Annotated in this window: 18 protein-coding genes and 1 pseudogene; 6 read left to right on the top strand and 13 right to left on the bottom strand. The window is 67.0% G+C overall.

Features of this window, described 5'->3' with window-relative positions:
• Window positions 1-224: 224 nt before the first annotated feature.
• Window positions 225-2,144: an autotransporter assembly complex protein TamA gene (locus LB518_RS08400; protein WP_224575624.1), complete on the top strand. Its 1,920-nt coding sequence runs from the start codon at window positions 225-227 to the stop codon at window positions 2,142-2,144.
• Window positions 2,144-6,448 (top strand): translocation/assembly module TamB domain-containing protein, encoded by a 4,305-nt coding sequence (locus tag LB518_RS08405; protein WP_224575625.1) that lies wholly within the window; start codon window positions 2,144-2,146, stop codon window positions 6,446-6,448. Before LB518_RS08400 ends, LB518_RS08405 begins: the two co-directional genes overlap by 1 nt.
• 22 nt (window positions 6,449-6,470) lie before the next feature.
• On the opposite strand, the gene gltS is transcribed toward LB518_RS08405, so the two are convergent.
• The 3 genes from gltS to LB518_RS08420 are packed head-to-tail and all read right to left on the bottom strand — an operon-like array spanning window position 6,471 to window position 9,626.
• The gene (gene gltS / locus LB518_RS08410; protein WP_224575784.1) at window positions 6,471-7,676 is read right to left on the bottom strand and encodes a sodium/glutamate symporter; all 1,206 of its coding nucleotides are present in this window, start codon (window positions 7,674-7,676) and stop codon (window positions 6,471-6,473) included.
• A gap of 43 nt (window positions 7,677-7,719) precedes the next feature.
• Window positions 7,720-8,715, bottom strand: a complete 996-nt coding sequence (glsA, locus tag LB518_RS08415; protein WP_224575626.1) for a glutaminase A — start codon at window positions 8,713-8,715, stop codon at window positions 7,720-7,722.
• Window positions 8,712-9,626, bottom strand: a complete 915-nt coding sequence (locus LB518_RS08420; protein WP_224575637.1) for a transglutaminase family protein — start codon at window positions 9,624-9,626, stop codon at window positions 8,712-8,714. Before LB518_RS08420 ends, glsA begins: the two co-directional genes overlap by 4 nt.
• 171 nt (window positions 9,627-9,797) lie before the next feature.
• Here LB518_RS08420 and LB518_RS08425 point away from each other — a divergent pair, with 171 nt between their 5' ends.
• Entirely contained in the window at window positions 9,798-10,301 is a 504-nt protein-coding gene (locus LB518_RS08425) for a DUF1993 domain-containing protein (protein ID WP_224575639.1), read from the top strand.
• 131 nt (window positions 10,302-10,432) lie between these two features.
• Here the strand turns inward: LB518_RS08425 and LB518_RS08430 are convergent, their stop codons facing one another.
• On the bottom strand, window positions 10,433-11,203 hold the full coding sequence (locus tag LB518_RS08430; RefSeq protein ID WP_224575642.1) for a hypothetical protein: 771 nt from the start codon (window positions 11,201-11,203) through the stop codon (window positions 10,433-10,435).
• A gap of 220 nt (window positions 11,204-11,423) precedes the next feature.
• Between LB518_RS08430 and LB518_RS08435 the strand changes: the two genes are divergently transcribed.
• Both LB518_RS08435 and LB518_RS08440 read left to right on the top strand, forming a co-directional pair.
• The gene (locus tag LB518_RS08435) at window positions 11,424-12,146 is read left to right on the top strand and encodes a response regulator (RefSeq protein WP_224575644.1); all 723 of its coding nucleotides are present in this window, start codon (window positions 11,424-11,426) and stop codon (window positions 12,144-12,146) included.
• Window positions 12,143-13,438 (top strand): ATP-binding protein, encoded by a 1,296-nt coding sequence (locus LB518_RS08440; RefSeq protein WP_224575646.1) that lies wholly within the window; start codon window positions 12,143-12,145, stop codon window positions 13,436-13,438. The genes LB518_RS08435 and LB518_RS08440 overlap by 4 nt, the downstream gene beginning before the upstream one ends.
• Here the strand turns inward: LB518_RS08440 and LB518_RS24650 are convergent, their stop codons facing one another.
• Window positions 13,439-13,783 (bottom strand): amidohydrolase family protein, encoded by a 345-nt coding sequence (locus LB518_RS24650; RefSeq protein WP_286198612.1) that lies wholly within the window; start codon window positions 13,781-13,783, stop codon window positions 13,439-13,441.
• A 68-nt stretch (window positions 13,784-13,851) separates the two neighbouring features.
• Window positions 13,852-14,825: pseudogene (locus LB518_RS24660) on the bottom strand (amidohydrolase family protein); the annotation flags it as partial.
• Window positions 14,826-15,015: 190 nt separating this feature from the next.
• Here LB518_RS24660 and LB518_RS08450 point away from each other — a divergent pair.
• Window positions 15,016-16,341: a L,D-transpeptidase family protein gene (locus LB518_RS08450; RefSeq protein ID WP_224575648.1), complete on the top strand. Its 1,326-nt coding sequence runs from the start codon at window positions 15,016-15,018 to the stop codon at window positions 16,339-16,341.
• A gap of 33 nt (window positions 16,342-16,374) precedes the next feature.
• Here the strand turns inward: LB518_RS08450 and LB518_RS08455 are convergent, their stop codons facing one another.
• The 7 genes from LB518_RS08455 to LB518_RS08485 form a co-directional block, all read right to left on the bottom strand.
• Window positions 16,375-16,749, bottom strand: a complete 375-nt coding sequence (locus LB518_RS08455; RefSeq protein WP_224575650.1) for a lysozyme inhibitor LprI family protein — start codon at window positions 16,747-16,749, stop codon at window positions 16,375-16,377.
• Between the two features lie 71 nt (window positions 16,750-16,820).
• Window positions 16,821-17,537 (bottom strand): cytochrome c biogenesis CcdA family protein, encoded by a 717-nt coding sequence (locus tag LB518_RS08460; RefSeq protein ID WP_224575652.1) that lies wholly within the window; start codon window positions 17,535-17,537, stop codon window positions 16,821-16,823.
• Window positions 17,537-17,938 carry a thioredoxin family protein gene (locus LB518_RS08465; RefSeq protein ID WP_224575654.1) on the bottom strand — a complete coding sequence of 134 codons (402 nt, stop codon included), beginning with the start codon at window positions 17,936-17,938 and terminating at the stop codon, window positions 17,537-17,539. The genes LB518_RS08460 and LB518_RS08465 overlap by 1 nt, the downstream gene beginning before the upstream one ends.
• 102 nt (window positions 17,939-18,040) lie before the next feature.
• Window positions 18,041-18,355: an MliC family protein gene (locus LB518_RS08470; protein ID WP_224575657.1), complete on the bottom strand. Its 315-nt coding sequence runs from the start codon at window positions 18,353-18,355 to the stop codon at window positions 18,041-18,043.
• Window positions 18,356-18,388: 33 nt separating this feature from the next.
• The gene (locus LB518_RS08475) at window positions 18,389-18,559 is read right to left on the bottom strand and encodes a hypothetical protein (RefSeq protein ID WP_224575659.1); all 171 of its coding nucleotides are present in this window, start codon (window positions 18,557-18,559) and stop codon (window positions 18,389-18,391) included.
• Window positions 18,560-18,685: 126 nt separating this feature from the next.
• Entirely contained in the window at window positions 18,686-21,964 is a 3,279-nt protein-coding gene (locus LB518_RS08480) for a GH36-type glycosyl hydrolase domain-containing protein (protein ID WP_224575661.1), read from the bottom strand.
• Between the two features lie 26 nt (window positions 21,965-21,990).
• Window positions 21,991-23,469, bottom strand: a complete 1,479-nt coding sequence (locus tag LB518_RS08485) for an aldo/keto reductase (protein ID WP_224575795.1) — start codon at window positions 23,467-23,469, stop codon at window positions 21,991-21,993.
• Between the last annotated feature and the right edge of the window lie 3 nt (window positions 23,470-23,472).

Consider the following 23,472-nt stretch of genomic DNA (forward strand, 5'->3'; position numbering starts at 1 on the left):
GGTTAGTCTTTCGGAGGAGGCGGAGTTCTGCCGGCGCGGCTCGGAGCGTGGATCGCGAGGGGTCGATTGCTGTTGCTATACCCGGTATTAACCGCAATCACGCATAGCAGGGAGCTGCCGCGATGCGGTCCGGCGATGTTGTTGAACTCGGATAGGTAGGCGTTGCGTTGAAGGATCAGGCGCCCAGAACCAAGGGAAGACAACGCCGATCCGCGCATGGCCGGATGGTGGCGCTGACGCTTGTCCTCATAGCCGCCTTCTCGGGCGCCGCGCTCGCGGCCGACGATTCGCCGAGCTTCATGGATCGCGTGCGCGGCCTGTTCGGCCAGTCCAAGAGCGAGCCGGTTGTCGATGCGACGCCCTATGCGGTCACGATCGAGGTCGTCGATGCAGGGCGGTCGCTACGCGGCACGATCAAGGGCGCTTCAGGCCTGCAGAACCTGCGTCGGTCGCCGCCATCGGGCTCGGCCGGGCTTCTCCGCCGTGCACGCTCGGATTTTGATCTGCTGACGGCGGCGCTCTATTCACAAGGCTATTATGCCGGCCAGATCGCGATCACGGTTGCCGGCGTTCCTGTTGAAAGCGACGGAGCGCTGGCTGCGATCGAGACGGCGCGCAAGGCGGGCCCGGTCCCCGTCACTGTAACTGTGAACCCCGGGCCGATCTTCACCTTCGGTACCGTGCGGCTGCTCGACGCCGACAAGGAAAAGCCGATCGCCGATGTGCCGACCTTGCGCGAGCTTGGCATCATTCCAGGCCGGACGGCACAATCGACCGCAATCCTCGCCGCTGAGAGCCGGATCACCAATTTCTACCGCGACCGGGGCTATGCCTTCGCCAAGATCGTCGACAAGGATGTCGTCGCCGACCATGCGCGGCGCATCGTCGACGTTGATTTCTATGTGGCGACCGGCCGGCCGGCCACCTTCGGCGCCGTGGCCGTCACCGGCACGGACCGGCTGAAGAAGAGCTTCGTGGAAGACCGCGTCCGCATCATCCCGGGCGAGATGTTCTCGCAGAAGCGCCTGGCCGATACGCGCCGCTCGCTGCTGAAATATGACGCGATCTCGGGCGTTCGCATCGTCGAGGGCGACAAGGCCGACGCGCAGGGACGCGTTCCCATCGATATCGAGGTCACCGAGCGCAAGCCGCGCTATGTCGGCTTTGGCGCCAAATATTCGACTTCCGACGGGTCTTCAATCAACGCCTATTGGGGTCACCGCAATCTCTTCGGCGGTGCCGAGACGTTGCGGCTCGATGGGCAGGTATCCTGGTATGGCCAGGTGCCGGACTCCGTGCCGGACGCCAGCCCCTTCGGCTACAAATTCGCTGCCACCTTCACCAAGCCCGGCATCATTACCACTGCCGACGATCTCGCGGCCGAGGCGGCGGTGCTGCGTGAGGTGACCGACGCCTATGTCCGCGAGGCGGTGACCGTCAACGCCTCTATCAAGCGGACGATCAGCGATCAGCTTTCTGTTTCCGCCGGCATCGACCTGGAGACTTCGAGCGTCCAGGACAGCTACGGCACCAACGACTACAATATTGCCGGCGTGCCGCTTTCGGTCACCTATGACAATACCGACAACCTGCTCGATCCCTCGCGAGGCATCCGCGCCACCGCAACGGTGGAGCCGTTCGCCTATCTCGGCAACGCCGGCGCCGGCCCGGCCATGGTCAAGGGGCAGATCGCGGCCTATCACGCGCTCGACGAGGACAAGCGCTACATTCTGGCCGGGCGCATCGCCGCCGGGTCGATCTTCGGCACCGAGCTTTTCGATGTCCCGCCGCAGCGGCGCTTCTATGTTGGCGGCGGCGGCACGCTGCGCGGCTTCGACTATCAATCGCAGAGCCCCCACAACGAGCGCGGCGATATCATCGGCGGTCTTTCTTATGTCGCGGCCTCCGCCGAGGCGCGCATCAAGGTGACCGACACGATCGGTATCGTGCCTTTCGTCGATGTCGGCGCCGCCTCGGCCGGAAGCTCTCCTGATTTCAACGATCTCGGCGTCGGCGTCGGTCTGGGCCTGCGCTATTACACCGGCGTCGGACCTGTACGCCTCGACGTCGCCGTTCCCGTCGCCAATGAGGGCGACGACCAGGCCGGCTACGGCGTCTATCTGAGCCTCGGACAGGCCTTCTGATGAGGATCGCACGCATCATCATCGCCTGGCTCGGCGTCATCGTGATCGGCCTCGTCATCGCGCTGGTCGCGGCCTTCGCGTTGATCCAGACGACGCCTGGCAAGCGGATGCTGGCCGATCTGGCGAGTCGGCTCGCGAGCCGAGATGGTTTGACGGTCGAGATTTCGGATCTGACCGGCTTTGTGCCGACGGATATGCGCGTCGGGCAGATCGCCGTGTCCGATACGCGCGGCCAGTTCGTCGCCCTCGGTGGCCTCGAACTCGTCTGGCACCCGCTGTCGTTGCTGAGGGGAACCGTCAATGTCGAGCGTCTCGCCGCCGATCGTGTGGCGCTCGATCGGTTGCCGGTCCTCCCGCCTGCAGGGCCGGCGACTCCGTCGTCCGGGTCGTCGATCCCGCAATTGCGCGTCGTGCTGGGCAAGCTCCATGTCGGGGAGATCGTGCTTGGCGAACCTGTCGCCGGCATGGCGGCGCAGCTCAGCCTCGATGCGTCGGCGCGGCTCGTCGACCCGGCGCAGGGCCTCGATCTCGATTTCGCGCTCGAAAGAATTGACGCCCCGGGGATGCTCCGCGGGTCTATCGGCTATGCGCCGAGCGGCGGAAAGAACGTGCTGGCGCTTGATATCACGGCCTCGGAGCCCGCCGGTGGCCTGGTGGCCCGACTGGGGCAAATCGAAGGGCTGCCGCCGCTTTCGCTGACCGTGAAGGGTAGCGCGCCGCTCGATGACTGGAATGGCACATTGGCGCTCGATGCCGGCCCGTCCGGGCAGCTCTCGGGCACGGCCGCCGTTCGCAGCTTGACCGATGGCCGCCGCGTGATGCTCGATCTCGGCGGCACGATCGATGGATTGCTGCCGGCCAATGTCCGGCCGCTCTTCAGCGGCCACACGGCGCTGATCGGATCAGCTGTCGTCGCTGATGATTTCAAGACCAAGCTCGAAGGGCTCAATCTCACCGCTGCGGGCTTCGGACTCGCGCTTCTCGGTTCGATCGATCCCGCCCGTGAGACAGCCGACCTCACTTTCGATCTCGTCGGTGGCGACGCCTCGCATTTTGCCGCGCTCGCCCCGGGAATTGCGTGGAAAGGCTGGCGCCTGAACGCCCATGTGGTCGGGCCCTTCGGCTTGCCGGCCGTTGATGCAACGCTCGCTGCGGAGGATGTGTCCGGCCGCGGTTATGCTGCGAACACGCTCAACGTGACCGTCAAGGGAACGCCAGCGGACAATGCGCTTGCCGTGGTAGTCAATGGCGATGTGGCGGGCATGACGTCCGATCAGCCCAAAGTCGCCGCGGCCCTCGGCACCAGCGCGCGGTTTTCGGCGTCCGGCTCGGTTTCGGCGAACGCCCAGACGCTGACGGCAGCGACGTTGAACCTCGCGCCGCTCGAACTCGCCTTCGTCGGCACCGCCGGCCCGACCTTCGTGAAGGGCAATTTCAAGCTGCCAAGGCTCGATCTGGCGGCCTTTGCTTCCTTCACCGACCGCCCGCTGTCCGGCACCGTTTCGCTTGAAGGGGCCATCGACACCGGCAAGGATTTCTCGGCCGTATCGGTCAATATCGACGGGACCACGCGCGATGTCAGAGCCGGCATCGATGCGCTCGATGGCTTCCTCGCCGGAACCAGCCGTTTCAAGGGAGCGCTCGCCCGCGCGGCCGATGGCACGATCGCGGTCAGGGACCTGACGCTGGCCGCCAACGGCCTCGATCTCGCGGTCAATGGCGGCATCGCCAAAGAAACCGCCGATCTGACCGCAACGTTGACGCTGGCCGATCTCGGCCGCCTCGATCCGCGCGTCAAGGGTGGCGCCAAGGCCGAGCTGAACTTCACGGGCGGCCTCGCCGCGCTCGGCCTCAAAGGTCGCGTCGACATTGCCTCGGCCGAAGCGATGGGCAAGCCGATCCGCGACCTCGCCGTCACGCTCGACCTCGCCGACCTGACCGGTCAGCCGCATGGCAGCTTCGCGCTCGACGGCCGCATTGCCGATCGCCCGGCCAAGGGCAGCGCGCAGTTCGCGACCGAGGCGGACAGCCGCCGCATCGATAATCTCGATCTCTCCGTTGGCAGCGTTCACGCCACCGGATCGGCCGCGATCGGCGCGAACAGCCTCGTGACCGGCGCTTTCACGGTCGCGGCCGGGAATTTGAGCGACCTTGAGCCTTTGATCCTGACTGCGATCGGCGGCCGGCTCGACGGCACCGTCGCGCTCGATGCGTCCAACGGGCAGCAGCGGGTGGCCGTCAAGGGCCGCGCACAGAATGTCACTTTCGCCGGCAATCGGCTCGAGAGCGCCGATATCGACCTCCGCGTTGTCGATCCGGCCGGGACGCCGGTGCTCGATGGCCGCGCGACCCTCGCCGGCCTCGTCGCGGGCAGCCAGCGTATCGACCATGCGACATTGACGGCCGCAAGCCGTGGCCAGACCACCGACCTGACGCTCGACACCGCCGTGCTCGGGGCGACACTGGCCGCGCGGGCCAATATCACGCCGGCCGGAGCCGCGACCCGCATTCGCCTCGACCAGTTGCGCATGGCGCGCGGGTCGACGACCGTCACCCTCTCGGCGCCGGCGACGATCACGCTGGCTGATGGCGGCGTCGCCATCGACCGCCTGCAGCTTGCGACCGGCGGCGGCGGCGCGACCATCGCCGGACGTGTCGGCCAGACGCTCGATCTCACCGCCGATATCCGCAGCCTGCCGCTCTCCATCGCCGCGCTGTTAGCGCCCGATCTCGATCCGCGCGGCACCCTCTCCGGAAGCGCCCGGATTACCGGCTCGGCCACCGCGCCGACCGGCAATTACGATATTCGCGTCGCGGGGCTATCGACAGCGGATCTCGCGACCAAGGGGATCGGTCCGTTCGAGATCGCGGCGCGCGGCACGCTCGGCGGTGGCAGGGTCAATGTCGACGCGACCATCAATGCGCCGTCGGTTTCGGGCCTCACGGTGCGCGGCTCGGCGCCGATCGCCGCTGGCCAGCTCGATCTCCGCGTTGCTGGTGCCATCGATCTCGGCATCGCCAATACGTTCCTCGCCAACCAGGGCGCAACGGTCCGTGGACGTGCCACCGTCGACATGGCGCTACGCGGCACCAGCGCGGCGCCCGCAGCGTCCGGGACGATCCGCGTTGCAGGCGCCAGTTTCACCGACAGCGTCAATGGCGTGACGCTCACCAATATCCAGGCGGTTCTCACCGGCTCCAACAGCCAGATCGTCGTCAGCCAGTTGACGGCCGCGACGCCGCGCGGCGGTTCGCTGAGCGGCAGCGGCACCATCGGTCTCGATGCGGCGCGCGGCTTCCCGGCCAATGTGCGCATCGAGCTCGACCGCGCCAACATCATCACCAGCGACCTGATGAACCTCGTGGCGAGCGGCAGGATCACGATTGAAGGTCCGGTCGCGACACGGCCCCGCATCGCCGGCAATATCGACGTCACCAGGCTCGACATCAACATCGCCGACCAGCTGCCCGGCGGCGGGCTTGATCCGCTCCAGGTGCGCCACATCAATACCGGCGGCGAGAAGCGGCCCTCGCAAAAGGGCCTGCGCGCCCAGGCGCAGACCCGCGCCGCCGCGACAGCAGAACGCACGGCACGCCGCGCGGCGGCACCGCCCGCCTTTATGGCCGATCTCGATCTGACGATTACGGCGCGCAATTCGGTGTTCGTGCGCGGCATGGGCATCGACGCGGAGTTCGGCGGCAATCTGACCTTGAGTGGCACCACGGCCAATATGGTGACGCTGGGCGGCTTCGAGCTGCGCCGGGGACGGTTCGATCTTCTCGGCCGCCGCCTCGATTTCACCGAAGGCAAGGTGACGTTCGAGGGCAGCACCGACCCGACGCTCGATTTCACCGCGTCCACCACGACCAGCGACGTCACGGCGTCGATCATCGTCACCGGCAGGGCGTCTGCACCGCAGGTGAGCTTCACCTCGAGCCCGGCGCTGGCACAGGACGAAGTTCTGTCGCGCATTCTGTTCGGCCGGTCGATCTCGACATTGAACGCCAGCCAGGCGCTCCAGGTGGCGCAGGCCGTCGCGCAGTTTTCCGGCGGCGGCCCCGGCGTGCTCGACAAGGTCCGCCGTTCGCTCGGCGTCGACTCGTTCGATGTCGACGCGACCGGCCAGGTCGGCATCGGCAAACGCCTCAATGACCGCGTCTATGTTGGCGCGAGGCAAGGGCCGAACGCGTCGTCCGGCAAGGTGACGGTGGATGTCGACGTGACGCGCAATATCCGCCTGCAGGGCGCGGCCGGCGGCGACGGCTCGGGCGAACTTGGCATCGGCGCGCAGTGGGACTACTGACGGCGGCTAGCGACGGCCGGTCTCAGCGAGCCATGAAGCCGATCGCGAACGCGTTGGCGATGTCGATGAAGAAAGCCGAGACCAGCGGCAGGATGATGAAGGCCCGCGCCGCCGCGCCGTGAACCTTGGTCACCGCGGTCATGTTGGCGATCGCGGTCGGCGTCGCGCCGAGGCTGATGCCGGTGAAGCCCGAAGCGATGACAGCGGCGAGATAGTCGCGCCCCATCGCAGGGAAGACGACAAAGATGATGTAGGCGACGGCGGCCAGCGTCTGCAGCGTCAGGATCACGACCAGCGCCGGGCCGAGTTCGCCCAGCGTCCAGAGCTGCATGCTCATCAGCGACATCGCCAGGAACACGTTGAGCGCGAGATCCGAAATCAGCGCCAGCCCCTTGGTGCGTGAAGGCCAGGCGAGCCGCGGCAGAAGGCGCGGCACGAGATTGGTGGCGACGATCGCGACCAGCAGGCAGACGACGAACATCGGCAGCTTGATGCCCGTCGCTTCGACCGCATCTTCGAGCCCATAGGCGACGAGGATCACGACATTGATCACGAGGATCGAGCGCAGCAGGCTGACATGGCTGATGTCGTCGCGCTTGTCGGCAGGCTCGGCTGGCAATCCGACGACGGGCGCCGTCTCGCCCACCGGTCCCGAGAGGCCATGACGCTTGATCAGGAAGCCCGCGATCGGCCCGCCGACAAGGCTTGCGATGACGAGCCCGAGCGTTGCCGTCGCGATCCCGACTTCGAGCAGATTGCTGACGCCGAACCGCTCCGAAAGGACGGGCGCCCAGGCGATCGTCGTGCCATGCCCGCCTATCAGCGAGGCGGAGCCGACAAAGGGCGCGAGGCCGGATGGCAAGCCCAGCGCGGCGACGCTGCCGGCGGCGATGACGTTCTGGATGACGAGATAGACGAGTGTCAGCACGAGAAGCACGATCAGCGGCCTCCCGCCGGCGAGGAGATCGGCGAATTTGGCGTTGAGGCCGATGCCGGTGAAGAAATAGAGCAGCAGCATGTCGCGCGCCGCCAGTGTGAAGCTCAGTTCGACGCCGAAAACCTTGTAGGCGATGAGCGTCGCGAGAGCCGCGATCATGCCGCCCGTCACCGCTTCCGGGATGTTCCAGCGCTGCAGCGGCGTTATCAGCCGGTTGAGGCTGGAGCCGACGAAGAACACCACGATGGCGATCGTGAAGGTGAGCAGACCGGGAACCTGGATCGCAGTTATCATCGCTTCGCTCAGCTTTGCGCCCGAGGGCGCGGCCTAAGGGTCATCCGCCCGCGAACGGTGTCGAGGCAAACAGATTGAGGCCAAGCCGCTCGGCCAGGAAGCGCGCAGCGAGCTGACCCTTGACGCTGTTTCCGGCGCTGTCGAGCCTCGGGCCGAACGTGCCGAGACCGCCCTTGCCGGGCGCTACGGTCACGATGCCCCCGCCGATGCCGCTCTTGCCGGGCAGACCTACATCGAACAGCCAGTCGCCGGACGTCTCGTAGAGCCCCGAGGTCGCCATGACGGCCAGTGCGTCGCGGCTGCCGCTACTACTGACCACCGTCGCGCCGGTCAGCGGATGCACGCCGCCATCGGCGAGCGTCGCGCCCATGGCGGCAAGATCCCGCGCCGTGACCTGCAGCGAGCATTGCCGCGTATAGAGCTCGACTGCCGCCACCGGATCAGAGCCGAGCCGGCCGAAGGTCGCGAGCAGATGGCCGATCGCCTTGTTGCGCGTGTTGGTGAGGCTGGCCGAACGATAGACCGCGTCGTTGATCGTGAGTGCCCGCCCGGCGAAACGCTCCAACCCCGCGCGGATGAACCGCCACTTCGCTTCGACGCCGTCGCCGGGAACATGGCTCGTGGTGGCGATCGCTCCGGCATTGACCATCGGATTGGTCCGGCCTTCAGGTCCGTTCTCGATCGCGGCCAATGCGTTGAAGGGAAGGCCCGTTGCGTTGACGCCGATCTCGGCGCGCGCAGCGGCGCTGCCGATGGCGTCGGAAAGCAGCGCGAAGACGAACGGCTTCGAGACGCTCATGATCGCAAAGGCATGATCGGCATCGCCGGCGGCATGGATGCGCCCGTTGACCCCGACGATGGCGATCCCGAAAAGGTCCGGCGGCATCGCGGCGAGCGCCGGATAGATCTGGATGTTCTCCCCGTTTCGATCGTCACGAAACGCCCGATGCGCGGCGGCGACGGCATCCTCGACCATGGCCGACGAGGGAAGCCGCCCGGTCGAGACGGGCGTGACGGGATCAGCGGGACGGTTCATGGCACCGCCTCGCCGCCGTGATCCTTGCCGTGAACCGCGCGGCCCGTCACCTGGACGTCAACGGAAAGCCCGGCGAAGTCACCGTCGCCGCCTATGAATGCCCCGGTGATCGGGCTTGCCTGGCTTGCGATGCGCGTTACGCCGACCCGGATAAGATTGGAACCGGCGACGAGCCCGTTGGTCGGGTCATATTCGACCCAGCCCGCGCCGGGCAGGTAGACGCTGCACCACGCATGTGTCGAGCCGCCGCCGCGCGTCTCGCCCGAGAGGTCGTCATAGAGATAGCCGGTGACGAAGCGGGCTGCGAGGCCGAAGCTTCGGAGCGCCTCGATCATCAGGACGGCGAAGTCGCGGCATGTCCCCGAGCCGAGCGCCAGCGTTTCCGCGGCGGTCTGCGTGCCTTCCTCATGACGCGCGCCATAGCGGAATTCCGCCCGGATGGCATGGGTCATTGTCTCGATCATGCCGAGTGTGCGGCCTCCGCCCTCGACGATAAAGCGTTGCGCCCAGGCGGCGACCGTTCCGGCCGGATCGCCATCGGCTGGCGTCACAAGCGCCGCGAGATCAGGCATCTCCTCGGCTGCGTAGGCGAAAGGAAAGTCGGTCGCGTCTGGGTCGAGGCTGAAGCGCGGCAGCGGCGGCCCTTCGGGGTGATGCGTGAGATCCAGCGTCGAGACGACCTCGAGATGGCGGGTCAGCATCGACTGCGGCCATTCGAGCAGGCAGATCGAATTGTTGAACGGGTCGTGCGACCAGTGGATCGACGACGGCTGAGGGTCGATGGCGAGGCTGGCCCGATGCAGGCGAAGATCGTGGCTGTCGTCCGGCCGCACCATCAAGCGGTGCCGCATCAGGCCGACGGGATTGCGATAGTCGTATCGTGTCGTGTGGACGATCTCGATCCGTGCCATTGTGGTCCCCGCCCGCTGTACTGCCACCCCTGAGGCAGGAAGCAGGTCGGCATTCCGCGCCTGATGCGAACTGCCGATCGTGATCCCATATCCCGCCCCGCGGGGATTGTCATTCCCGGACCTTACCCTTCGTGGCGCCGCGGGCGAATGACCCGTGCCAATGAGAGCAGCATGACCTTTTCAGCCTATGACGTCACTATTCCCGTGTTCGAGCGCGGTTTCGCCAACCTCTCCGCCATTCTCGACAAGGGCGTCGCTTTTGCGGAAGCTGGCGGCCTCGACCCGTCCGATCTGGTCGAAGCGCGCCTGATCGCCGACATGGACCCGCTGCGCGCACAGGTGCAGCGCGCCAGCGACACCGCCAAGGCCTGCGTCGCGCGCCTGGCCGGCATCACGGCGCCGAGCTTTGCCGATGAGGAGACGACCTTCCCCGAACTCCAGTCACGCATTGCGAGGACGCTGGACTTTCTCCGGACCGTCGACCAGGCGGCGCTCGCCGGTGCAGAAGATCGCACGGTCGTGCTGCGTAGCCGCGCCGGCGAAAAGCAGTTCGTCGGTCGCGATTATATCTTCCAGCACGCGGTGCCCAACTTCTTCTTCCACGTGACCACCGCCTACGACATCCTGCGTCACAAGGGTGTCCCGATCGGCAAGCGCGATTATCTGGGCTTCTGATCGCGTCGGCCGGCTCGGCCCGCTGCGGCGCAGAAAAGGCAACGGCCCCCTCCCGGGCAGGAGGGGGCCGCCACATTCCTGACTGTCAACCGGGCCGTGGGGCGGTAGCTGGTTGACGTTCCGTCAGGAATTTACTGTGCAGGCGCTTCAGGCGCCTCATCGGGTTCGCCGGGACCGTCCGGCATCGCTTCAGGGCCGGCCTGATCGGGACCGCCACCATCGGCGGGGCTCATCATCGCCGGGCCGTGATCGGCGGGCCCGAAGGCATCCGGACCATGCGGGCCGGGACCGTGGTCCCAGCCACCTCGGCCCATCGGGCCCATGCCCATCATCCCGCCACCCATCATCCCGCGGTGCATCGGGCCGCGGCCTTCAGGCATGGGGCCGCGCATTGGCGGGTGCGGAAAGAGGCTGATCGTGGCGAGCCGTTCAAGCTGCTGCGGCGAAAGCTTGGCGCGAAGCGCCGTGATGGCCTCAAGCAGCGTGTCGGCCTTGGCGGCCCGGTCCTTCATCCGCCGTGCAATCTCCTCCTGACGCGCAAAGGCCCTATCCGCGCCGGCATCGGCAGGGGCTGGCATGGGAGGCGCCGGCGGCGGCGTGAACAGATCGATCAGCGCGCTCGTATAGTCGCGCCAGGCGTCGAGCTGGTCGCTCTTGATGCCGATCAGCGTCTCGGCTGCGGCCAGGCGTTCGGCCAGGCGCAGGCTCCATTCGGGCGCTCCAGGGCGCTGTCCGGGCGGGCGCATCGGATGCCAGCCGGCCTTGTCGCCGCCCGGCTGCGGCATCGGCGCCATGGTCGCGCTGCCTGGCTTTGGTGCCGGCGGGGCCTGATCGCCGGTCACCGCCAAGGCGGGTGCGCTCATGATGAGCAGCGTTCCGATCGCTAATGATAGGCGTTTCATATTAGTCTCCATGGCTGTTTGACAGCGAGGCCACGCTAGACAACCGCCATTTCCAGACGTCGTCTTTGCATGGCCAAGCCTTGCCTGTCCGGGAAATCTTGTTACGCAACATTGCTGTAAGGCCCTTTGAGAGGTTCGTTTACCAAACCCTCGGCCAAGAGCACTCTCGAGGCTGTATGCCTCAGCTTTCAACGACCTCCGTTTGAGTGCAGTTCCATAGATGCAGATCACGCCACACATTCTTGTCGTTGATGACGACCTCGAAATCCGCAAGCTGCTGGGCCGCTACCTCGACCAGCAGGGTCTCCGCGTCACGCTCGCGGCCGACCGTCGTGAGCTCGAGGAGAAGCTGGAGACCCAGCAGATCGATCTCATCGTCCTCGACGTCATGTTGCCCGACGGCTCGGGGCTCGACATCTGCCGCCAGCTGCGGGATCGGAAGCCGCATATTCCCGTGATCCTGCTGACGGCGCTGAAGGAGGATGTCGACCGCATCATCGGGCTCGAGATCGGTGCCGACGATTATGTCGGCAAGCCGTTCAATCCGCGCGAGCTGCTGGCACGCATCCGTGCCGTGCTGCGCCGCGTCGCCGACATCGCCGAGCCGCCGACGGTCGAGAGCTATTGTTTTGCGGGCTTCGTCGCGTCCCCGACCAGCCGGTCCGTGATTGATCCCGACGGCGCCGATGTGGTGTTGACCGGCGCTGAATTCGATTTGCTGCGCGTCTTCCTCGATCGGCCGGGCCGCGTGCTTTCGCGAGACCAGCTGCTCGATCTGACGCAGGGCCGCGAGGCCGATCCGCTCGACCGCTCGATCGACGTGCTGATGAGCCGTCTGCGGCGCAAGCTCGGCGATGGCGGCAGCTTCCAGATCTTCAAGACGGTGCGAAACGGCGGCTACCAGCTCTCGACCAAGGTCGAGACGATCGAGGCGCCGCGTTGAACACACTGCGCCTCAGGATCGCGGCCCTCATCGTCTGCGCGATCGTCGCCGTCGTCGGCATGGCGACATCGGTCGCCATCGCGGTGATCGGAAGGCCGGGGCCCGAGCGCATGGTTCAGGACGCCGCGCTGCAGATCGATCTGATCTCGCGGCTGGCCGAGCAACTGCCGGATGATTTCGAGCCGGGCATGGTCAATCCGAACCTGCATGGCATGCGTCTGCTGGCAGGGCCGGCGAGCGGAACCGTCGATGAACGGCTGACCGAGGTGCTGCGCTCCGAGCTCGCCCGTATCGGGCAGCCCCGCCCGGTCCTCGTCAGCCAGCCCGTCCCCAATCAGCCGATGACCGTATCCGTGCCGATCGCCAGCCAGGGCTGGTGGATCGCGATGCCACTTTCGGCGCGCCCGCCGCCTCCACGCACGGCGTGGTTCATCCTGCTCGGCTGGATGTCCGCCATCATCCTTGGCGCCGCGGGCATCGCGGTGGTGATCTCGAACAGGCTGACCCGGCCACTGCAGATGATCGAGGGCGCGATCGCCTCGGTGGGGCCGGACGGCACATTGCCGGTGTTGCCCGAGCTCGGCTCCGGCGAGATGAAGGCGACGGCCAAGGCGCTGAACCGCCTCTCGGCGCGGCTCAAATCGGCGATGGAGAGCCGCATGCGTCTCGTCGCGGCGGCCGGCCACGATCTTCGCACCCCGATGACCCGCATGCGCCTCCGGGCCGAGTTTGTCGGCGACGATGACGAGCGCGCGCTCTGGCTGCGCGATCTCGAAGAGCTCGATCGCATTGCCGATAGCGCCATCCGCCTCGTCCGCGAGGAAGCCTCGTCAGGCGCCCGGGAGCGCGTCGAGATCACCGGGCTGTTGCGTGAGATCACGGGCGAGCTGACGATCCAGGGCATGCGGCTCGAACTCGGGCAGACCGTCGAGGCCGAGGTCGGCGTTGCCCGTCTGGCGCTGACACGGGCGCTGCGCAATCTCTTCATCAACGCCGCCACGCATGGCGGCGGCGGCCGGATCGAGGGAGAGATCGATGGCGCCTTTGCCGTCGTCTTCGTGCGAGACAATGGCCCCGGCATTCCAGACGACCTGATCGCTCATGTGTTCGAGCCGTTTTTCCGGGTCGATCCTTCACGGCGTCAGGCGATGCCCGGCGCCGGCCTCGGCCTTGCCATTGCCAGGGAGATCATCGAGCGCAATGGCGGCTCGATTACGGTCAGCAATGGTGTCGTCTGCGGCCTCGTGCAGGAAATCCGCTTGCCGCTGGCCCAGGACAGGCCGCCCGCCTGATCAATTTCCGGCGCTGCCCGATACGGCGCGGCCCCCGACCCAGACACAAGCGAGATTGGGCCGCGAGGCCGTATAGACGATCTTCTCGAGCAGGTCCGCTTCTTCATCGACCTCGTCGAAGAGCCGCATCGTCGAGCCGGGCGCATCGGGATCGACCAGGATGGCGTCGAAATGCCGGCCCGGCGCGAAGCTGCCCACGGGGAGGTCCAGCGCATCGGCGCCGCCTGCGGTTGCGAGATGGAAGGCGAGCGGCACGTCGATGCGCGCCCCTGGCCGTCCCCGCCGTTCGGCCGGCAGGTCGGGATCGACGCCGCCCTCCAGCATGCGCGAGGCGGCAACCGCCATGCCTGCACCTCTAGCATCGAGGCGCTCGGTCCGCCGGAGATATCGGTGCCGAGGCCGACGCGCACCTGCCGCGCCAGCGCCGCGCGGATCGGGAACACGGCATTGGCGAAATAGGCGTTGGAGAGCGGGCAATGCGCGACGGCGGACCCGCGCGCCGCGACCCGGTCCATGTCGGCCGGGGTCAGGAAATTCGAATGCGCCAGCACCGTGCGCCGGGTCAGCAGCCCGAAGTGATCGAGCATCTCCGCGTCGGTGCGGCCGTAGCGCGCCAGCACATGGCCATGCTCCCAGTCGCTTTCCGAGCAATGGTCTGCACATGGCAGCCGCATTCTGCAGTCAGCGCGCCAAGGCCCTCCAGCAAGGCGTCGGTGCAGGATGGAATGAAGCGCGGCGTCGCCACGGCTTTGACGAGACCGCCATTGCCGGGCAGGGCAGCAAGATGGTCGATCAGCGCGCGCGTGCCGTCGACAGCCTCCTGCGCGCTCGCGTCGCGATAATAGGGCGGGCAGGCGTCGGGATCATCCATCGATACCTTGCCGACCAGCGCCCGCTGCCCCTTCGCGAGACAGATCTCGGCGAGGAGCCGCGTCGCATCCTGATGCACCGTCGCGAAATAGAGCGCCGTCGTTGTGCCGCTGGCGAGGAGATCGCCGACCAGAGCCTCGTAGCTCCTTCGCGCGAAGGCAAGATCGGCGTAACGGGCTTCGAGCGGAAAGGTATAGCGATGCAGCCAGACCTCGAGCGGCACGTCGAGCGCCTTGCCGAGCTGGGGATATTGCGGCGCGTGGATGTGGAGATCGACGAAGCCGGGCAGGATCGCCGTGCGGGGCGCCATCTCGGCAAGAGTTCCCGCCTGCCGCGCCTCTGTCCGCCGCTCGGCATAAGCGGGATCGGCGGTCGGCGTGACGCTCGTGATCGTCCCGGTGGCATCGACCGCGACCAGCACATCGGCGAGGATTTCCGCGCCGTCGGGTCCCGGCGCATGCAGGAACCGGCCGCTGATCACCTTGCCGCGCACATCCATCGGTCCGTCTCCCGCCATCGACGCGCGGCGATCTCGCCGCGCTTGGATGGTACAGGCGATCCGCGAGGCGAACAGCCCGCCCGGACGAAGCGCCGCATGGGCGCCATCTTCCTTGCTTCAACTCATCCTTAACCACGATGACCTAGTTTTCATCGAGGTTTCGGCCCGATCGCCGATCCCTGCGTTGCGTTGGCGTGGAGTGAGCGTGATGAAAATGAACCCGTCGATCCTGCTGCTGCCGGCTTTGCTGGCGCTCTCGTCGGGCGTCGCCGTTGCGCAAACCTATGATACCCAGCACGGCTACCGCTATCGCGACTATGCTGATCCAGCCTATGGCTATCGCGACGCCTATCCGCAGATCGAGGCGGCGCCGCAGCCCTATGAAGGGCAGCCGGAGGTGGGGACCTACCAGCTTCAGCAGCCCTATCAGCCCTATGGGCCGAACCAGGCCCTCCAGCAGCCGGCGCCCGCAGCGCCGCCGGCCGGGGACCCGCCCGTGGCCGCCAACCCGCCTGCACCCGTGGTGCCGGCCCTCGTTCCGGCGACCTTCATCGCACAGGCGAATGATGCCGTCTTGCCGGACAGCCTCAAGCGCTCGGGCAAGCAGGCCATTCCGGCCATCGCGCGGCTTCAGATCCTGCTCGACCGCGCCAATGTCTCGCCCGGCGTCATCGATGGCATGTCCGGCGGCAATCTCGCTAAGGCCGTCTCGGCGCTCGAGAACATGAACGGCATGCCCTCGACCGGGCGGATGGGGCCGCAGATCGATGCGATCCTCGCCTCCTTCGGCGAAAGGCCGGTGCTGGTGCCCTATGTGATCACCGCCGCCGACGCGGCTGGTCCCTTCGTGCCGACCATTCCGAAGGATTACGGCGAGATGGCGCAGCTGCCGCGCCTTGCCTATCGCAATGCGGGCGAGGCGCTCGCCGAGCGCTTCCACATGGACGAGGGCTTCTTGCGCCGCCTCAATCCCGGCGCCGGATTCGCCGAGGGCGAGACCATCACGGTCGCCGATGTCGGCCCGCCGGCCAAGACCAAGGTCTATCATCTCGTCGCCGATTCCGCGGCGCGCCAGCTGCTCGGCTATGACCAACAGTGGAACCTCGTCGTCGCCTATCCGGCCACCATCGGCAGCACCGACATGCCCTCGCCGAGCGGCATCCATGCGGTCAAGGCGATCGCCATCGATCCGGTCTACTGGTATCGCCCCAAGGTCAATTTCCAGCAGGGCAAGAACGACAAGGCATTGAAGCTCGCCCCCGGTCCGAACGGCCCGGTAGGCGCAGTGTGGATCGGTCTCGACAAGCCGACCTACGGCATTCACGGCACGCCCGAACCGAGCCGCATCGACAAGACCAACAGCCATGGCTGCCTGCGCCTGACCAACTGGGATGCCAACGAACTCGCCCATCTCGTCCGGCCCGGCGTCGATGTCGAGTTCGTCGATCCGGCCCGGACCGCTTCGGTCGCGCCGGCGGCTCCCCCCACCGTTGCCCCGGCCGAGCAGCCGATGCCGCCGCCGCTGGCGCAGTAAATGGGGGGTGCGGACCCTAGAAAGGTCCGGACTCTAGAAGGGTCCCCGTGCCGCGATCCGGTTGAAGGCGGCGCTGAGCGCCTTGATCCTGACTTCATAGGCGTTGTTGAGGCAGGCGATGTCGCCGCCGCAGGACCGGCGCCATGCGAGCCAGGCCTTCTGATCGTCGCGCAGATTGCCGGCTGCGCCCATCGGCAGCAGTTTCAGCAGCATCTGATAGCGGGTCGCCATCTCGACATCGTCGTCGTTCAAGGCGCGATTGGCGCAGACCGCGACCTCATCCGGCAGGCTCGCCTTGGCGCAGTTGAAGCTTGCCGCCTCTGCCATGCGCGGCGAGCCTGCTGCCGCGATGATCGCGGCCAGTCCCAGCATCGTCCATGTGGCTCTCCGCGCCTCTTGCCTCGCCATGGCTCGTCCCCTTTCGCCTGTTCCCGTACGAAGGATAGGCGAGGATGCCGGCGAGGACGAGGGCCGAAGTCCTAGAACCGTGTTGCGAAGGTGACGAGCCAATCCGGCATCGCTTCGACCAGCGCCCCCTCCACGACCTTGTCGAGGCCGGTGACCATGCCGAAGCCGACCAGCGCGAAAGCGAGGCCGAGAAGGGCGCGGCCGATTGATGCCGACCGCCCGGCCGCGCTCCGTCCCCGCCTTGCGAGCTTGCCGAGGCCATAGCCGGCGACCAATAGCGAGGTGGCTGCACCAAGCGCGAACACCACCATCGTGCCCATCGCCGCGGCCAGTGATCCACCGGCCGCCGCGAGCGTCAGCGCCGCGCCGAGCGTCGGACCGACGCAGGGCGCCCAGGCAATGGCGAGAATGGCGCCGATGCCGGCCTGAGCCGCGAGGCCGGCGGCCGGCATGCGACCGGATTGCCGGTCGGCCCACGCGCCGAGCGGCGCCATCGCCATCTCGGCCCGATGCGCCAAGGCCGGCACCAGCATGACGACGCCGAACACCAGCATCGCCGCGCCAAGTACGATCCGCCCGGCCCCGGTATCGCCGAGCTCGGCTCCGAGCGAGGCGAGAAGACCGCCGAAGAGCCCGAAGGTGATGGCAAGCCCGGCGGCAAGCGCCAGTGGAGCCAGCGGATCGCGCGCCCGCGCGCCGGCGACGATGATCGGCGCCAGCGGCAGGACGCAGGGATTGAGAATGGTGAGAAGCCCGGCGATGAAGGGAAAGATGACGGCGGAGAGCATCAGCCGGCAGCGTCGAGAACGGCGACGACCGACGCTTCCGAGGTGCCCCACGACATCCGGTCGACCTCCTTGCCGCCGCGGAAGGCGATCAGCGTCGAACGCGGCACACCGAAGGCTTTGACGACATCCTTCTGCTTGTCGTAATCGACCTTGAAGAAGGCAATGTCGCCATAGCGCCCGGCCGCGGACAGCCGGTCGAGGATGGAAGCCTGCGCCCGGCATTGCAGGCACCACGGCGCATAGACATGGATGATGACCGGCTTGCCGGATTTGATCGCAGCATTGACGGCGGCGACGTCATAGGGCTGCAGTGTGAACGCTGCCGCGGGCGTGATCCCGCTGAGGGAGACGGCCGTGGCGGCGGCCAGCGAGAGGGCGAACAGGCGGCGGCGGGTCAGCATCGGAGCATCTCCTCTGAGGAAGGTCATCCGATATACGAGGCGCGACGGCCGCCCGTGTCGCCATCACGGCAAGTTGAGCGGCGATATCCGCGCCCGCTGGCGTCAGTTGCTCGCTTGGCAGGTCGTCGTCTTGCCATTGCGCGTCAGCGTGCCGCCCTGGCCCTTGATCCAGAATTCGGTCTTGCCCTTGACATAACGGCCCCCATCCGCCGAGACGGCCTGCGGCAATGTCAGCTTGGGACCGTGGACAAAGGCCAGCGCGACGGAGCCCGGCGTGGTGGTGAAGACCGCGGCGAAGGCCGCTCCGTCCTTGCATTTGTAATGCGCAGTCGCGTCGGCAAGCGCAGGCCCGGCGGCGACCATGAGTGCGCCAGCCAACAGGCCCGGGATGGTTCGGCAGAAGGCGGTCTTCGTCATGTTCATCCTCACGATCGCGTGGGCGGCACTATGTCAGATCACCAATGCGCCCGCAAAGAGCCCGACGATACCGATCGCGGCCACGGCGCCCGCCCAGTAGAGCCTGCGGTGGTGATCGCTGCCGAGCGCGGCGGTCGGGCGAATGATCTGGCTGCCGAGCCCGAGTGCGGCAGCGGCGGCCATGTAGATTAGGACAGAAAGCAAACGATCATCCCCCCTTAACGTTTCGTTAAGCTTAGCCAGGGTGATGAGCGAATGTCCATGGCCGCAAAGCGCGGTCACTGCGGGATTTACGCGATATTGTTAAGCGGCAAGGTTAAATGCGGAGCGTTACTGCAGTGCGAGGCGACGTGTTGCACTGCCCTCAGTCCAGATAAGCTCGACGGGGCCAAAATCGCGCGGAATGACCTTTCCGGCGGCTTGGCCACGGCGAAGGCCGAGCGCCAGTTCAACGAGAAGCCTGGTGAAGATGCCAGGTCCGCTCGAATAGGTCCGCCAGCCGCCATCGACCGCCATCGTGCCGTCCTTGAGGCTCTCCCAATCGGCTGACGCCTTGTAGCGGTCGGCGAAAGCAGCGTCGGAGGACGAGAAATAGGTGTTGCGCTGACGCAGCGTCGCCTGGTTGAGCACTTCGGTGACGCGGATCGGATTGGCGAGGGCGATCGCGTCCCACAGCGCATCGGCGGCGCCGAGCTTGGCGAGCACCTCGGACTGACGGAGATGCGCGTGCACATACATGAGCCCGATCTCGCGGCCGAAGAACGCCGCCGATTCCGCCCGCCGGAACAGCGTCTCGGGTCCGCCGGCATATTTGACCGGCTTGTCCATCAGCCTGAGGCCGTCCGGAAACGTGAGCGACGCGTCGATCGCGGCGAGTTGTGAGACCGTCTCGTCTTCGCCGACAAGGCCGCCGAGCATCGATTGCGTCATCGCGATCAGCGAATAAGAGAGGCCGGTGCGGGTATCGGAAGGGTGCAGCAGCAGTTCCGTGCGATGGCCGCTGGTGTCGAACAGCGCATAGCCGGCGGTGATCCCGCCTGAGACGAGATGGCGGTTGAAATCGCTACGGATGGCCTCGGCCAGCCGCTCCAACCGGCGCGCCTCGTCATGCGCGCCGCGATGGGTGTTGCCGTCGGCGCGGGCGAGAATCGAGGCATAGCGGACGATCTGCTCGTGCAGCAGACCCGCCGTCCAGCTCGAGACCATCCAGTCGCGCAGATGCGGATCATGCGGCTGCAGCGAGTCGTTCCAGTCACCCTCGCCATAGCGGATGAGATGCGTGCCGGGGATGAACCGGCGCTCGGCCTCGGCGATCAGCGCGGCGACATGCTCGGCGATGCTCGCCGTCTCGCCGGCCGCCCCGCCGCGCCAGCCGACCTTCTCGGCGAGGATGCCGATATCGCCGCTCGCCTCGATATAGTCGGCGAGCGCCTTCAGCGGCCAGATGATGACGTCGCCATGCGCGTCGCCGGCGCGGATGTCGGAATAGGGCGGCAGCATGAACCATTGCGGCCAGTCAGCATTCTTGCGGTGCTGCTCGGCGAAGAGGGCGCGGAGGATCCGGTGCACCGCCGTGTCGTGGCGCATCGCCAGCAGGAATTCGACCGGCCCCTGGCAGACATCGCGCGTGCCCCAGGCGGCGCCGGAATATTGCTCCAGCCCATGCGGCACGGTGAGATGCACGATCGCGTCATGCGCTAGCCACGGCAGGAGCAGGCTCGCTGCCTCGATATCCGGATGCGCGCCCTTGAGCCGCATGTCGCGGGTGGTCTGGCTCCAGAACCGGTGCGCGGGCGCCAGCGCCTCGTCCTGGCTGCGGCCGGCAGCATAGCGATCGGCGAGGCGGTTGGCCTCCGTCGTGCTGGTCATCGATCCGGTGACGGCAAGGACGAGCGCATGTGTCGGATGGGAGAGCAGCGTGACCACCGGAGCGCCGCGCGCGGCACCGTCCGGATAGGCCAGCTCATCGCCGCCGACCGCGGCCACGGCGTCGGGCGTCGCCGTGACCAGATCCATCCGCGCTTTCGGGTAAGCCCGGCCCCAAAGCCAGTCCGCACCCGGCGTGAAGCTCGCCCGTTTGGCCTCCGGATCGATGGTAACCGTGCCGGATTGCTCGAACTCGCGCTCGCCGAGCACGAGATGACCGATGACGAGGAAGCGGCACGGCTCGCCTTCTACATCGACACGCCATTGCAGCGCGGCCTCGTCGCCGGCCGCGACGGCATGGACCGTGACGATCCGCTCGCCGAGCGCATAGATCCAGCGGCAGTCCGAGAGCCCCATCTCGAACAGCGACGGCACGCCGAGCAGTTCCCAGCCCGCGCCGCAATCGATGAGGATACGCAGGCCACTGGCGCGGGTGAGGCCATAGGGATCGCGGGAAACCGAGAAGAGCTTATGGAACGAGGTGTTGCCGATGGTGAGCTGCGCAGCGAACACGCCCTGCATCCAGGCCGTGGATGAAAGCGTCTTCTCGTCCAGCATCAGGCTGTCGCCCGAGCGGAGGATGGAGCCATGCCGCCGGGCGATCCGCGCTTCCTTGGCGGCGGTGACGACATGGCGGTTCTGGGCGCCGTCCGCGACGAAGAAGGACAGCAGCGTGCCGTCCTCTTTCTCCTCGCGCAGCCGAACTGGATAGCGGGCGGCGATCCTCGCGTCGCTGAAAGGCGCGGCATGGGCGAGCGGCGCGGTTTCCAGCAGGCTGTGCATCGCCGGCCTGGCTGCGGCGGCCGGATCGGCGAGCGTGGCGACGCGGGCGGCGATCCCCGCGACCAGGGCGAGATCGTCAGGGCCTGAAGCCGTGGGATGATCTGGAATAAAGCGGGCGAAGAAGGTCAGCGTCGCCGTCTCGCCCGGTGCCAGCGTCTGCGCCGTGCTCTGGATCGCCGGGCAGGCGACCTCGTGCTGCAGTACCATCGATGGCAGATTGATGCCGAAGGGGAGGGTGATCGCGCCGGAGAGGCGGAATGCCGGCCCGAACAGCTGCATCGCATCGGTCGCAAAGGCGGTGGCGCCATTGAGGCAGCCCTGCACCAGCCAGGGATGGCGGCCGCCCTGATCGAGATTTTGCCGCGACATCACGACCGGGCCGAAATCCGGATGGGTTTCGACGTGGTGGTCGAGATATTGCGAGGCATAGGCCTCGCTGCCCATCAGGAAGCCGCGCCCGCCGAGGCCGACATCCTGCGCGCTGATGAGATCGAAGGGGATGGCCTCGCGGCTCTCATTGGTCACGGTGATGCGCCAGAACCAGAGCGCTTCCTCTGGATCGAGCGCCAATACGGCGCGATAGGCGAGCCCGCTGGCGCGGCCCTCATAGACGAACGCGTTGTCCACATGACCGAACGCGCCCGAGGATCCGCTGCCGGCGATGGTCGCGATATCTGGCGAACCTCCGCCGGTCCGCAGCAGGATGCGGCCGATCCCGCCGCCGGTCGGCGCGCCGAGCACCTGGTTGATCATGATCGTCCCGCGCGGCTCGCGATGCGTGATCGCGAAGAGCGTGCCGTTCGGCAGCGCCTCGATGGCGAGGCCAGCCGCATTCTCGATCCGGACGAGGCCGAGCCCGTCGTCGCGCGGCGTTGCGAAACGCGTGATGCCGTCGTCCATGTCGCTCTCCAAATTGGGTCTCGAGCCTATGCCGCGTCGACCACGGCCTCCGCTTCGATCTCGATCTCATAGGGGCCGACCAGCGCGCCGACTTCCAGCAAGGTATTCGCCGGGCGGATATGGCCGAAGAAGCGGCCATGCACCCGCGATGCCGGCTCCCAATCCTTCGCGTTCTTCAAGTAGACGCGGGTGCGGATCACATCGTCGAGCGAGCCGCCAAGAGCGCTGATCGAAGCGGCGATCTTGTCGAGGATGTAGGTCGTCTGGCCCGCGATGTCGCCAGGGCAGATGACCGAACCGTCAGTGTGCGTTGCCGTCGTTCCGCTGACGAGGATGCGCTCCCCGATGCGCACCGCGCGGGAATAGCCGGCGATCGGCTCCCAGATGCTGCCGGAATCGACTCTGAGCCGGCCCGGCTTCCCAGGGATCGGCTCGGCCTGGTAGATCTGCGGCAGGCTGGCGAGGTGGTGGCTGAGATCGCCTGATGCGGTGAGGAACGGCGGCTTGCGATATTCATCGCCGCAATCGCCCGGCAGCGGCGTCGAGGCGGCGAAAGCGGCGTCGAGGTGCGCGCGGTCCTCCGCATCGAGATGGAACGCGAAGGCCTTCAGATTGTCGGCGCGGTGCTCGCGCTCGCCGAGCCGTGCGCCGATGATGACGGCTGCGACCGCCGGATGGTCGAGCACCCAGCGCGTCGCGACATTCGAGAGCGAGACGCCATGCTTCCGCGCGATCCCGGCAGCGGCGGCGAGAATGCCCTGCAAGGCGTCCCAGCCGCCGATCGCATCGACGAAGCGGCGATATTTCATCTTCGACCAGTCGGCCGGCCCCTCCGGCTCGGCCGCACCCAGCCAGCGCTCGGAGAGCCAGCCGCCGCCCATGGTGCCGTAAGCGAGCAGGCGAATGTCGTTCGCGAGGCAGAACGCGCTCATTTGGTCGGCTGCGCGGCGATCAAGCAGCGAGAACGACACCTGATTGGTGGCGATCGTGATGCCGTTGCGGACGACCAGCGCCAGATGGTCGGTGTCGAAGTTGGTCAGCCCAAGATGGCGGATGATGCCTTCGCTGCGCATCGCCTCCATTTCGGCCAGCGCATCGAGATAGGCCGGATGCTCGAAGCTCCACCAATGAAACTGCATCAGGTCGACGCTGTCGACGCCGAGCCGGTCAAGGCTGCGCTGAACCCCGGCGCGCACAACCTCGCGCGTCATCGGACCCGGCGTCGGGCACCATTTCGTCGAGACGAACGGCTTCAGCCCTTCGGCCTTCGCAAGCTTCAGGAAGCGGCCGGTGATGAGTTCGGCGCTGCCGTAATGGTCGGCCATGTCGAAGGCGTCGAAGCCGGCGCGGGCGTAGGAAAGCATCGACGCGGCAGCGGCGTCGATGTCGACGGTCTTGCCGTCGCGCTCCATGTCGGCGATCTGCCAAAGCCCCGTTGCGATGCGCGGAATCTCGAATCCGACCGGCAATGCCAGGCGGGCGGGGGCGGCGGAGGTTTCGGACAAGGG

Origin of the sequence: Mesorhizobium sp. BR1-1-16, from assembly GCF_020165495.1 — a bacterium.
GTDB lineage: Bacteria > Pseudomonadota > Alphaproteobacteria > Rhizobiales > Kaistiaceae > Kaistia.